The sequence below is a fragment of the Metapseudomonas cellulosilytica genome (assembly GCF_049334135.1).
GTDB lineage: Bacteria > Pseudomonadota > Gammaproteobacteria > Pseudomonadales > Pseudomonadaceae > Metapseudomonas.
Window position 1 is genome coordinate 263,803 of sequence record NZ_JBHZGN010000001.1, and the last position, 12,530, is coordinate 276,332.

General features: G+C 63.2%; 11 protein-coding genes. 2 read left to right on the forward strand and 9 right to left on the reverse strand.

The features are described from left to right. Positions 1-47: 47 nt before the first annotated feature. From ACFW0H_RS01320 to ACFW0H_RS01360, 9 genes are all read right to left on the reverse strand, one after another. A complete protein-coding gene (locus ACFW0H_RS01320) occupies positions 48-986 on the reverse strand; it encodes a LysR substrate-binding domain-containing protein (RefSeq protein WP_422912092.1) in 939 nt (312 codons plus the stop codon). A gap of 42 nt (positions 987-1,028) precedes the next feature. After that, on the reverse strand, positions 1,029-1,970 hold the full coding sequence (locus tag ACFW0H_RS01325; RefSeq protein ID WP_422912264.1) for an efflux RND transporter periplasmic adaptor subunit: 942 nt from the start codon (positions 1,968-1,970) through the stop codon (positions 1,029-1,031). A 10-nt stretch (positions 1,971-1,980) separates the two neighbouring features. Further along, complete coding sequence (locus tag ACFW0H_RS01330; RefSeq protein ID WP_190833871.1) at positions 1,981-2,187, reverse strand: DUF1656 domain-containing protein; 207 nt, start codon at positions 2,185-2,187, stop codon at positions 1,981-1,983. After that, on the reverse strand, positions 2,177-4,333 hold the full coding sequence (locus tag ACFW0H_RS01335) for an FUSC family protein (RefSeq protein ID WP_422912093.1): 2,157 nt from the start codon (positions 4,331-4,333) through the stop codon (positions 2,177-2,179). Before ACFW0H_RS01335 ends, ACFW0H_RS01330 begins: the two co-directional genes overlap by 11 nt. 8 nt (positions 4,334-4,341) lie before the next feature. After that, complete coding sequence (locus ACFW0H_RS01340; RefSeq protein WP_422912265.1) at positions 4,342-5,706, reverse strand: OprD family outer membrane porin; 1,365 nt, start codon at positions 5,704-5,706, stop codon at positions 4,342-4,344. 286 nt (positions 5,707-5,992) lie between these two features. Beyond that, positions 5,993-6,556: an NADPH-dependent FMN reductase gene (locus ACFW0H_RS01345; protein ID WP_422912094.1), complete on the reverse strand. Its 564-nt coding sequence runs from the start codon at positions 6,554-6,556 to the stop codon at positions 5,993-5,995. Positions 6,557-6,678: 122 nt separating this feature from the next. Beyond that, complete coding sequence (gene ycaC, locus ACFW0H_RS01350) at positions 6,679-7,305, reverse strand: isochorismate family cysteine hydrolase YcaC (protein ID WP_422912095.1); 627 nt, start codon at positions 7,303-7,305, stop codon at positions 6,679-6,681. Between the two features lie 54 nt (positions 7,306-7,359). Beyond that, positions 7,360-7,506: a hypothetical protein gene (locus tag ACFW0H_RS01355; RefSeq protein ID WP_422912096.1), complete on the reverse strand. Its 147-nt coding sequence runs from the start codon at positions 7,504-7,506 to the stop codon at positions 7,360-7,362. A 118-nt stretch (positions 7,507-7,624) separates the two neighbouring features. Continuing rightward, positions 7,625-8,491 (reverse strand): pirin family protein, encoded by an 867-nt coding sequence (locus tag ACFW0H_RS01360; RefSeq protein ID WP_422912097.1) that lies wholly within the window; start codon positions 8,489-8,491, stop codon positions 7,625-7,627. A gap of 224 nt (positions 8,492-8,715) precedes the next feature. On the opposite strand from ACFW0H_RS01360, the gene aceE reads away from it, so the two are divergent. Both aceE and ACFW0H_RS01370 read left to right on the forward strand, forming a co-directional pair. Beyond that, on the forward strand, positions 8,716-11,361 hold the full coding sequence (gene aceE, locus ACFW0H_RS01365; protein ID WP_422912098.1) for a pyruvate dehydrogenase (acetyl-transferring), homodimeric type: 2,646 nt from the start codon (positions 8,716-8,718) through the stop codon (positions 11,359-11,361). Positions 11,362-11,513: 152 nt separating this feature from the next. After that, positions 11,514-12,407: a LysR family transcriptional regulator gene (locus ACFW0H_RS01370; protein WP_422912266.1), complete on the forward strand. Its 894-nt coding sequence runs from the start codon at positions 11,514-11,516 to the stop codon at positions 12,405-12,407. The last annotated feature ends 123 nt before the right edge of the window (positions 12,408-12,530 follow it).

A 12,530-nucleotide genomic window follows, 5' to 3' on the forward strand; every position in this document is an offset into this window, starting at 1 on the left:
AGAAGACTCCGCTGCCGGATCTTCCGCGCCAGGAAGCCGCAGCCCGCCTACTGCAGCACGGGTGTCACAGTGCTCGGATGCAGCGTCATCGACTCATGCTTGAACGCTTCGGCGAGAAAATCGATCAGCTTGCGCACGGACGGCATCAGGCCGCGTCGCGAGGGGAAGATGGCGACGACCTCCCCCGTCCGGGGGACCCAGCCGTCGAGTACATTCACCAGCCGGCCGCTCGCCAGGTCGGCCGTCACGAGTTCCTCAGGCAGCAGCGCGACCCCTACGCCCACCAATGCGCCTTCCCGTAGCACGGCCACATCATCGGAGACCATGCGCGGGCGAAAATGAATGGAAGCCACGGCTCCCTCCGGTCCGTCGAACTCCCAGCTGTAGTCCTGGACTTTCGGGCCCCAGCACAGGATCGGCAGTCCGGACAGGTCAGCCGGCCCGAAGGTACCGACATGCCCGGAAAGAACGGAGGGTGCCGCCACCAGGCACTGACGGCTCTGCGCCAATGTCCGCATGACCAGGTCACTGCTTTCCAGCGGCTGGTGGCGGACGCTCAGCACCAGATCGAAGCCTTCGCTGATGACGTCGACGCGGCGATTCAGACTCTTGACCAGCAGTTCCACCACCGGACACTGGGCCATGAATTCCGCCAGCATGGGTGCGAGTCTCGCGTGCAGCAAAGGCGTCGTACAAGCGATTCGAACGACGCCGCGTGGTTCGGCCCGGTTCCGCTCTATCGCGTCCTCGGCCGCACGGGCCTGCGCCAGCATCGCCACGCAATGGTGGTAATACTCCAGGCCGACTTCGGTCACGGAAAAATGTCGGGTCGAGCGCTGAATCAGGCGTACGCCCAGGCGCTCTTCCAACATGGAAACACGGCGGCTCAATCGGGACTTTGGCAGGCCCAGCTTACGGCCAGCGGGGGCAAACCCGCCGTGTTCGACAACCTTGGCGTACAGGTAAAGCTCGTTCAGATCGAACATGGCGACATGTCCAATCGCATAGCTGCATGCATCATTGCGGACCTATTCGAGAATGGTGACGGTGGCGGTGGTTCCGGCCCGCAGCGGCTGGGCCCCTTCAGGGCGCGGGGCCAGGCGCAGGCGGACCGGGACCCGTTGGGCGAGCTTTATCCAGGTGTAACTCGGGTTGACGTTCGCCAGCAGGCGGCTGCCCGGGAGATTCTCGCGATCGGTGATGGCGAAGGCGATGCTTTCCACCGTGCCCTCCAACTCCTCCCCGCTCATCAACACGATCCGCGCCCGGCTACCGACGTGGATGCGCGGCAGCTTGGTTTCCTCGAAGTACCCACTGACATGGAAGGAGTCGCTGTCCACCAGGGCCAGCAGCGGCGCTCCCGGCTGGGCGAAATCGCCTTTGCGCGTCAACAGGTTGGTGACATAGCCGCTCACCGGCGCCAGCAATCGGGTGTGCTCCAGATCCAGGCGCGCCTGTTGCAACGAAGCCTCGGCAAGCTGAACGTTGGCCTGTGCCAGGCCCAGGTTGGACTGCTCCCTGAGCAGGCCGGCCTCTGCGATGTCAACATCGGTGCTGGCCTTTTCCCACTCTTCGTTGGATATCGCCGAGCTCAGCCTCAGTTTCTGGCGGCGCTGCTCCTCGCTTCGCCGCTGCCTCAGCAGCGCCTGGTTGGCGACGATGGACGCCTGCGATTGCCCCAGTGCGGCGCGCGCCACTTCCACCGCCCGCTGCGCATGCAGCACGGCCAGCTCGTAGCGGGCGGGATCTATCTGCAGGAGCAGGTCGCCCTTCTTGACGAACTGGTTGTCACGCAATGGCAGCTCGACAATGCGCCCGCTCACCTCGGCGGCAAGCGTCACCACATCGGCCCGCACCCGGGCATCACGGGTCCATGGGGACCGGGTGTAATGTTCCCAGGCGTACCAGCCAAGGCCAAATGCAACGAGCACTGTGACCAGGGTCAGCGTCCTGGACAGCAAGGGTTTCATCGCAGGCATTTCACACACTCACTCCCATCAATAGCACCAGAACCGCGCAGATCGCCGCATACAAGGCGCCCTGGAACAACGCCGGATGCCAGGCGAATGCGAGGACGCCCAGACGCCGCAACAGGGCATCGAGTAGCAGGAACAGCGGCAGGCTCAGCAGCAGCACCTGGGCAATCGGCGGCAGGTAGACGCCGCCCAGTTCGAAATCAGCGGGCATAGGCGCCCTCCTCTCGCGGCAACGGCCCCGGCAAATCCATCAGAGGGTGGTAGCGCTGCAACAACGCCACTGCGATCGACAACGCGACGCGCATGATGAACAGCTTTCGCAACTCTTCACGGCCATGGCTCAGGTGCGCCTCATGAAGCGCGTCCATCGACTGGCCTATCTGCTGCATTTCCTGCAGCAGTCCGTTCAGGTCGACGACCCGGAATCCGCCTATGTAATCGGCCATATCCCGCAGTCCCTGTTGCAACGCAGCGCGCAGCTCCGTTGGCAGCGCCTTGCTGCTTGCCAGTTGTGCATTCGCTTGCACCAGGGCCACCGCCAGGCCGACGCACATCAGGTTGCATTCGAAAACCTCTCGCGAGCGTGGGTCAGTGGTTGCTGGCAGCAGACTGATCATGATCGCGAGTCGATCCAGCATGCGGCTCTCGAAATCGAATTGCCCGGCCGGGCTTGTCGTCCCGGTGACCTGCCGGCTGACCTCCTCGCGGGTAGCGCGGAATAGCCAGGCGATCCGTTGCTCTGGATTGAAGGGAAACACCAGTGCGAACACCACCATCGAGAGAAGCCCGCCTGCCAGATAGGCCCCGGCGAACTCGAACCACTGCATCGCGGTGTTGTGATAGATCAGGACATTCTGCGGACCGACCATCAACAGGGTGACCAGACCGATGCCCATGCCGATGCCGGCGGTCATGGGGCTGGCCAATCCAACCGCCACCAGATAGAGCAAGGGCGCCAGACAGAGCGCGAGCATCTCGAAGTCACCAAAGATCGGCAGCAAGGCAAACTGATAGATCGCCGACAGACCGATGGCCACCACCAGCCCTCTGTTGTAGTTCTGGCTGGCCAGCAACGGGCGCGGGAAAGTGGCCATCAGCGAGCACATGACCGCCACCAGGATCAGACCGGCCCGCGCCCCGTCCCAGGCCGTCTCGATCCAGAGGTAGCCCGCGAGGGAAAGCGCCAGGAAGGCACGCACGGCATTCATGCCAGCCAGGCGGAAGTCCAGGTGGAGCGCATTCAGGCCACCCCGTCCATAGGGGCAACTGGCCGCTCTACCCTGCTGGATGGCCTCGTTGAGCTCTATCAGCTCATCCAGTTGCTGCAGCAGGCGGGCCTGCTCCCAGCGCAACGCCCAGGCCAGGGAGCGCAGGTGGGTGGGCAGCGGTTCGGTGAGGAACTCGGCCCGATCGGCAGATTCATCGAAACCCTGGTGAATACTCCGAAGCGCGGCCCGGCTGGCCGGCGGCAGGGCCATGCCATCACGCCCCAACTCGTCCAGGCTGGCCAGTTCGCGCTGGCGCAGCAGCTGGATGTCGGCTGGCAGCGGCCCTTGCCAGTGCAGCCGGATCAGTTCGCGCTGCTGCCGCAGGACCAGCAGGCGTGACGTCAGCAGGACCAGTTGATTGGCGAACAGTTGCACCAGGCCATCGGCGCTGCGCAGGTGCGGCGCGTCAAAGTAGAGATGGCGGCGCAAGCTTTCCAGCGCGCTGATCTCGGTGACCAATTGTGCCTGCCGCTGGCGAAAGGCGGCCTCATCCTCATCGGTTCGGACCACCGCGGCGGCGTGAACGGCGATGAGCTTGACCAGGCTGTCGACCTTGGCGAAGTAACCATTGGCTACGGCCTGCGGGCGAGCGGTGAGCAGGCTGACGAAACCGACACAGGCCACGGCCAGGAGGGTTTCCGTCAGCCTCGTGATGGCCAGCAGAAGCGTCCCGTCCGGCTCTGGAATGGCCAGTGAGGCGACAATCACGGCGGTGAATCCGCTCAGTACGAAGGCATGGGAATCCGTGTAACGCAGCAGCGTGCCGCCCGCCGTACAGAATGCCAGCCACAACGCCAGACAGATCAGGAACGGCTCCGGCGCCTGCGGGAACGCCGCCATGATCGCCACCGCCACGGCGGCGCCCGCGCCGGTCCCCAGCACTTGGGCGAAGCTGCGCTTGAGCGTCATGCCGGCCAACGGCAGGCTGATGATGACCACCGTCATCAGGGCCCACTTCGGTTGATCCAGATCGAAGATGAAGGCCAGGTACAGGCACAGCAAGCCGGCTGCCACAGTACGCAACGCAAACAGCAGGACCTCACGACCGGGACGCAGGGCAATCTTGAAGTAGGCGATCAGCGGGTTCATGCAGGGCCTTAGAGCAGACTGATCGGGTAGTCCACGATCAAGCGGTATTCATCGGCGCTGGTATTGCCGCGGGTATTGCCCGGCGCGGTGTAACCGTCGCCCTCCCGATGGGTAGCCCAGCGCAGTGTCAGCGACAGGTCCTTCGCCGGCCCGGCGGGCACCAGGTATTTGATGGCGATATCGCGCTCCCAGTGCTTCGCGTTTTTCCCATCTGAATTGAAAATGTAGCCGTAGCCAACGCTGTTGGGGTCCACACGAGTCAGATCCGCCTCGCCTCGCGTATAGGCGGCGGTGAGTTGCAGAGTGGGTGCATCGAGGAAGGCCAGGCTGGTTTCGTATTGCAAGCGCCAGGACTTCTCACCGGGGCCATTGAAGTCCGCGAACTGTTGGGAGTTGCCGAGATAGAGGTAGATCCGGTCGTCCTGTGTGAGGTAGTCGAAGGGGGTTCTGCCGTCGACCTTTTGCAGTCCCAGGGTCAAGGTCTGGCCGTAGGCCGTCGCGGCGATCCCACCGCTGTAGGTGTCATTATCGATCCGGCCCAGCTGGCTTTCTCCTTGATCACGGGTCTTGAAGTAGTGCAGATAAGGCTTGAGCACCAGCCATGTGCCCGCTTGAAAGGCATCCGATACGCTCAGGTAGTACTGATTCCAGATATCGGTGAGCTGGCCACCGTAAAGCGATAGCTGCAAGCCTTCCGGGTGGCTGTAGGTGCCCCCCAGCCAGCCGATGTGGGGGCTCTCCCGATCCGCCGCTACGCCGGCCTTGTTACCCGCGCCGTATGCGGTGACCAGGTGGCTGTGCCCACTCTGGTTGCGCAGCCGGGTCGATTCCAGGAAACCCCCGTCCAGCCAGAGGTCCTGCAGGCCGTGGTTCTTCAGCGTCACGCCTCGGTAGCTTTGCGGAAACAGCCGGCTCGTGCCGCTTGCCACCAGAGGGTTTTCCACCAGTTGGTCACCCGCCTTGAGCAGGGTATCGAGATACCTGAACTTGACCGCGGCGCCCGCACTGGAGAAGTCATCAGCGGGCTTGCCGGATGAGTCCAGCGGCAACAGCCCTGCCCCACCGCTGCCGCCCCCGCCGTCCAGCTTCAGGCCAAGGAAGGCATGTGCATCGACGCCAACGCCAATAGGGGTGTCGGTGAATCCGGAACGGAACGAGAGCAGAAAACCCTGCGCCCACTCTTCTGGGTCCCGGCGAACCAGGTCGGAGTGATTGTCACGATGAAAGTAATAGTTCCTCAGCAAGCCATCGAGTCGGGCCCCCTCGACCAACCCAGCCGGAATGCCCAGCTCGACGGCCTGCCGGTCGTTGACGCCGGTGAAGATAGTGTCCCGCTGCCCCAGAGCGTTGTCGGCTTCGGCCGGCAGCGGCATCAGCAGGCTCAAGCCTAACGGGAACAGTAAGAAATAGCGCTCGCCCACGACTGTCATCATCTTGCGACCTCGGACGGTAGTTGCCTGATCGAACGTGCCCATGCCTGCCACCCCGCTACGACACGCGCCAGGGCAGCGCAGGTGCAACCAGGCGCGGCCCATCGAATCCGCTCACCTCAGCGAACCTGGCGCTCCCCTCCTCCCAGTCACGCTGGGCATAGGAAGAGGACAGCTCGCATCGGGTTTCGTGGGTACTCATCGCTTGGTCTCCATCCTCCGGCGCCGCTCAGTTCCGGTGACTCAGGGTCCACTCATGCAGCGCCACGAGCAGGCCACGGAGGTACTCGCGGGTCGCCTCGTCGGTCAGGTTCCCCTGTTCATCGAACAGCTTCTGGGCGGTGGCGATCATCATCTCGGGCCGGTTCAGCGGCCGCATGTCCAGGAAGACCATGCTTTGGCGCAAGTGGTACTGGGCCCTCGCTGTGCCGAAGCGGCCGGCACTGGCCCCCATCAGGGCGACAGGCTTGCCGGCGAAGGGTTGCTCGGGCGGACGCGAAACCCAGTCGATGGTGTTCTTCAGCACCCCTGATACCGAATAGTTGTATTCCGGCGTGGCGATCAGCAGTGCATCGGCTGCGCGAATCTGTTCGCGCAAGCGCTCGACCGAGGGGGGAAAGCCCTGGGCGTAGATATCTTCGTTATAGAGCGGGATCTCGCTGATGTCGGCGAGCTCGATGACCATGCCCGCTGGCGCCAGGCGCGTGGCCTCTCGTAGCGCCGCGGTATTGAAGGAGCCGCGCCGCAAACTGCCGGAGATACCCAATACCTTGATCTGGGGTGCATCGGCCATATCCGCTCTCCTCACTCGATGAGTTGGCTGGTGATGACGATCTCACCGATCAGTACATTGTGGATGGGAAAAGTGGCAGGCCCGGTAGCCATGCCCTGAGGCATGGCTATCGGGGTTGAGGGTTACTTGCCCGCGGTCAGGGTGTTGAAGGCGGTGATGAGGTTGCGGTAATCGGGGATGTGGTTGGAGAACAGCGCAGCCAGGCCTTCGATGTCGTTGCGCCAGTCGCGGTGCAGCTCGCAGGCCACGCCGAACCAGGTCATCAGCTGGGCGCCGGCGGCCTCCATGCGGCGCCAGGCGGCGTCACGGGTGACTTCGTTGAAGGTCCCGGAAGCGTCGGCAACAACGAAAACGTCGTAGCCTTCCGCTAGCGCGGAAAGTGCCGGGAAGGCCACGCAGACCTCGGTCACCACGCCGGCGATGATCAGTTGCTTCTTGCCGGTGGCCTTCACGGCCTTGACGAAGTCTTCGTTGTCCCAGGCGTTGATGTTGCCGGGGCGGGCAATGTAGGGGGCGTTGGGAAACTGCTCCTTCAGCTCCGGCACCAGCGGGCCGTTGGGGCCGGTTTCGAAGCTGGTGGTGAGGATGGTCGGCAGCTTGAAGTACTTGGCCAGGGCACCCAGGGCCAGCACGTTGTTCTTGAACTTGTCGGGTTCGATATCCCGCACCAGCGAAAGCAGGCCGGCCTGGTGGTCGACCAGCAGTACGGCGGCATCGTTCTTGTCCAGGCGCTTGTATTGGAAAGACATGGTGAGTCTCCTTGCTTCGGTTGAGAACTCGCCCTTGTGGGTCGAGTCAGGGGATCACTGGCGTTGCGAATCCGGCACTTCGTTGTCCTTGGCGACCTGCCGGGCCTTCCTGTCGCTCTCGATCAACAGCATCGCTGCATCATCGCGGTCACTAGTGGGAGTCTTGCCGTTGAAATTGGCGACTTGGGCAAATCTGCTCATAGTCCTCTCCTCTTTTTCGGGAACACGCCATCCTGGCCATGGCGGTCGAACCGCGGGCCCACAAATCCACAGTGGGGAATATTCAGACTAGGCAATGACCCGGCCTGAAATCTGACCGTCAGTCGCTCATCTGGCCGAAACGGCCGGCCTGGAAGTCCTCGACTGCCTGGCGTATCTCGGCTTCGCTGTTCATCACGAAAGGGCCGTAGCCAATGATGGGTTCATCGATGGGCTCGCCGGAGAGCACCAGCACCACGGCCTCATCGTTGGCCTCCAGCAGAACCTCGTCGCCTGCCCGATCGAAAAGCACGGTCTGCGCCTCACGGACCGCCTGGGAACCATTCACCTGCACCGTGCCGCGCAGCACCACCAGGGCAGAAGTGCGCCCCTCGATCAGCGGCAACGGTACCGGCTTTTCGCGCTTGAGCCGCAGGTCCCAGACATCGATCGGTGTGAAGGTCTGTGCCGGCCCTCGGCGACCCTCGAATTCCCCGGCGATCACCCGCAGTGTCCCGGCGCCGCCGGCAAGGGAAATAGCCGGAATCGATTGGTCAAGGATGGTCTGATAGCGCGGTGCCGACATCTTGTCTCGGGCCGGCAGGTTCACCCAGAGCTGGACCATTTCCAGGGTGCCGCCGCTGCGGGCGAAGGACTCGGAATGGAATTCTTCGTGGAGGATGCCCGAGGCTGCCGTCATCCACTGCACGTCGCCGGGGCCGATCAGCCCGCCGGCACCGGTGGAATCGCGGTGCGCAAGTTCGCCCTGGTAGACGATGGTCACCGTCTCGAAGCCGCGGTGCGGATGTTGACCTACACCCCGGCGCTGGGAGGTAGCCGGGAAATCGTGGGGGCCCGCAAAATCGAGCAGCAGGAAGGGACTCACATGCTTGCCCATACTGTCGTAGGAAAACAGCGTGCGAACCGGGAAGCCGTCACCCACCCAATGGGGCCGAGGACTGGTGTATACGCCGAGGATCTTCTTCATCGCCGACCTCCTGAAGCCAATGGCAGCAACGTTATCTCCGCAACGATGGCCTCGGTAGCCCCATTGATTCGCCCTCAGAGTTCTATTTTCTGAACACTGAACGCTCCCACATCGGTGGTAAAAACGTAGTCCCTCAGTCGCCGGCTTAAAGGTGCTCGATCAGATTCGGGCACAGACGATGGCATCAGCCCTGCGTCAGTGGGGCCAAACATGTGGAGCTCGTCATGCAAGACCTCGATCCCGTCGAAACCCAAGAATGGCTGGACTCCCTGGAGTCCGTACTCGACCAGGAAGGCGAAGACCGCGCGCACTACCTGCTGACGCGGCTGGGTGAGCTGGCTACCCGCAGCGGCACCGAACTGCCCTACGCCATCACCACGCCGTACCGCAACACCATTCCGGTGACCCACGAAGCGCGCATGACCGGCGACCTGTTCATGGAACGCCGCATCCGCTCGCTGATCCGCTGGAACGCGGTGGCCATGGTGATGCGTGCCAACCGGCTGGATCCGGACCTGGGCGGCCACATCTCGACCTTCGCCTCCTCGGCCACCCTTTACGATGTGGGTTTCAACTATTTCTTCCAGGCCCCCACCGATGAACACGGCGGCGACCTGATCTTCATCCAGGGGCCGATCGCCCCCGGCATCTACGCCCGCGCCTTCCTCGAAGGCCGCATCAGCGAAGCGCAGTTGAATGACTTCCGCCAGGAGGTGGACGGCAAGGGCCTGTCCTCCTACCCGCACCCCTGGCTGATGCCGGACTTCTGGCAGTTCCCCACCGTGTCCATGGGCCTCGGTCCGATCCAGGCGATCTACCAGGCGCGCTTCATGAAGTACCTGGAAAGCCGCGGCTTCATCCCCGCCGGCAAGCAGCGGGTCTGGTGTTTCCTCGGTGATGGGGAGTGCGACGAGCCCGAGGCGCTGGGCGCCATCTCCCTGGCCGGTCGCGAGAAGCTGGATAACCTGATCTTCGTCATCAACTGCAACCTGCAGCGCCTGGACGGCCCGGTGCGGGGCAACGGCAAGATCATCCAGGAACTGGAAGGCGTCTTCCGCGGTGCCCAGTGGAACGTCAACAAGGTGGTCTGGGGCCGCTTCTGGGACCCGCTGTTCGCCAAGGATACCAACGGCGCCCTGCAGCGCCGCATGGACGAAGTCGTCGACGGCGAGTACCAGAACTACAAGGCGAAAGACGGCGCGTACGTCCGCGAAAACTTCTTCAACACCCCGGAACTCAAGGAGATGGTCAAGGACCTGTCCGACGATGAGATCTGGAGACTCAACCGTGGTGGCCACGACCCTTACAAGCTCTATGCCGCTTATCACCAGGCGGTCAACCACCAGGGCCAGCCCACTGTCATCCTGGCCAAGACCGTTAAAGGCTATGGCACCGGTGCCGGCGAAGCGAAGAACATCGCCCATAACGTCAAGAAGGTCGACGTCGAAAGCCTGAAGCTATTCCGCGACCGCTTCGATATCCCGGTCAACGACACCGACCTGGAACAACTGCCCTTCGTGCGCTTCGCCGAGGACAGCCCCGAGTTCAAGTACCTACAGGCACGCCGCGCCGCCCTGGGCGGTTTCATGCCGAAGCGCCGCGCCAACAGTTTCAGCATCCCCACCCCGCCGCTGGACACCCTGAAAGCCATCCTCGATGGCAGCGGTGATCGCGAGATTTCCACCACCATGGCTTTCGTGCGCATCCTCGCGCAGCTGGTCAAGGACAAGGAACTCGGCCAGCGCATCGTCCCGATCATCCCGGACGAAGCCCGCACCTTTGGTATGGAAGGCATGTTCCGCCAGTTGGGCATCTACTCCTCGGTCGGCCAGCTCTACGAGCCCGTCGACAAGGACCAGGTGATGTTCTACCGCGAGGACAAGAAGGGCCAGATCCTCGAGGAAGGCATCAACGAAGCGGGTGCCATGTCCTCCTTCATCGCCGCCGGCACCTCCTACAGCAACCACAACCAGCCGATGCTGCCGTTCTACATCTTCTATTCGATGTTCGGCCTGCAACGCGTCGGCGATCTGGCCTGGGCGGCCGGTGACAGCCGCGCCCGCGGCTTCCTGGTCGGCGGCACCTCCGGTCGGACCACGCTGAACGGTGAAGGCCTGCAGCACGAGGATGGCCACAGCCATATCCTCGCCTCAGTGATCCCGAACTGCCGCAGTTACGACCCCACCTACGGCTACGAGCTGGCAGTGATCATCCGCGAAGGCATCCGCCAGATGATCGAAGAACAGCAACACGTCTTCTACTACATCACCGTGATGAACGAGGCCTACCAGCAACCCGCGCTGCCGGCAGGCGCCGAGGAAGGCATCATCAAGGGCATGTACCTGCTCGAAGAAGACAAGAAAGACGCGGCGCACCACGTGCAGCTGCTGGGCTCGGGCACCATCCTGCGCGAAGTCCGCGAGGCGGCGAAGATCCTGCGCGATGAGTTCAACGTCGCGGCCGACGTCTGGAGCGTCACCAGCTTCAACGAACTGCGCCGTGAAGGTCTGGCCGTCGAGCGTCACAACCGCCTGCACCCGGAGCAGAAGCCGCAGCAGACCTACGTCGAGCAGTGCCTGGCCGGCCGCAAGGGCCCGGTCGTGGCCTCCACCGACTACATGAAGCTGTTCGCCGACCAGATCCGCCAGTGGGTACCGAGCAAGGAATACAAGGTCCTCGGCACCGACGGCTTCGGCCGCAGCGACACCCGCAAGAAACTGCGCCACTTCTTCGAAGTGGACCGTTACTGGGTGGTCCTGGCAACCCTGGAAGCCCTGGCCGACCGCGGCGAGATCGAACCCAAGGTCGTGGCCCAGGCCATCGCCAAGTTCGGTATCGATCCTGAAAAACGCAATCCGCTGGACTGTTGAGAATCGGTTCAAGAGCGTCGTGAGTGCAGCTCGGACACGGCGCCGCCGCGGTGGTCGGTGGCGTCGTCCGAGCGATAGCCGGACACCATGGAATCGCAACGCTAGAGGCACTGGAACTGCTAAATTGCCCGCACAGTTCTATTTGGTGAACGATCGTGGACGACCTCAACGACCTCTACTACTTCGCCCAAGTAGTCGAACACGGCGGCTTTGCACCGGCCGGTCGTGCCTTGAACACCCCCAAGTCCAAGCTCAGCCGGCGGATCTCCACGCTGGAAGAGCATCTGGGCGTACGCCTGCTACAGCGCTCCACCCGGCATTTCTCCGTGACCGAAACGGGCCAGGAATATTACCGGCACTGCGTGGCTATGCTGGTGGAGGCCGAGGCGGCACGTCAGGTGATCGAACGCAACCGTGCCGAGCCTCAGGGCGTCGTCAGGATGAGTTGCCCCACGACCCTGCTCCACTATCGGATCGGCGACCTGGTCAGCCAGTTCATGGCCGAGAACCCGAAGGTCCAGGTGCATCTGGACGCGACCAACCGACGGGTCGACGTGATCGGCGAAGGACTGGATCTGGCATTGCGTGTGCGCTTTCCGCCCTTGGAAGACAGTGGCCTGGTGATGCGCACCCTGGCGGACAGCCCGCAGCGCCTGGTGGCGAGTCCGGACTTCCTGAGAGACCTTGACCTGCCGCTGGTGCCGGCTGATCTCAGCAAGCTGCCCAGCCTGGACTGGGGACCGCCACGCGATCATGTGTGGCTCCTGGAAGGCCCGAATGGCGCGAATGCCGAAGTACGACACACGCCCCGCTACATCACCGACGACATGACTGGTTTGCGTCAGGCCGCATTGCGCGGCGTGGGCATCGTGCAGCTACCGCTGATGGTGGTCGATCAGGACCTGGAACAGGGGAGGCTGGTGGACATCATTCCGCAGTGGGTGCCCCGCAGCGGTATTGTCCACGTCGTGTTCCCGTCCCGCCGGGGCTTGCTACCGTCGGTGAGAACGCTGATCGACTTTCTGGCAGAGCACATCACGCAATAGCCATCGGTGTTGGCCATGTCTGCGTCAAGTGCTGGGATGTGGCGCAAAGGTGCGTAGGGTGGGTGCCGCCCCTTCCAGGGGGCAAAGGCAAGTCCACGTTCTACGAAGGTGGATTTTTACTTG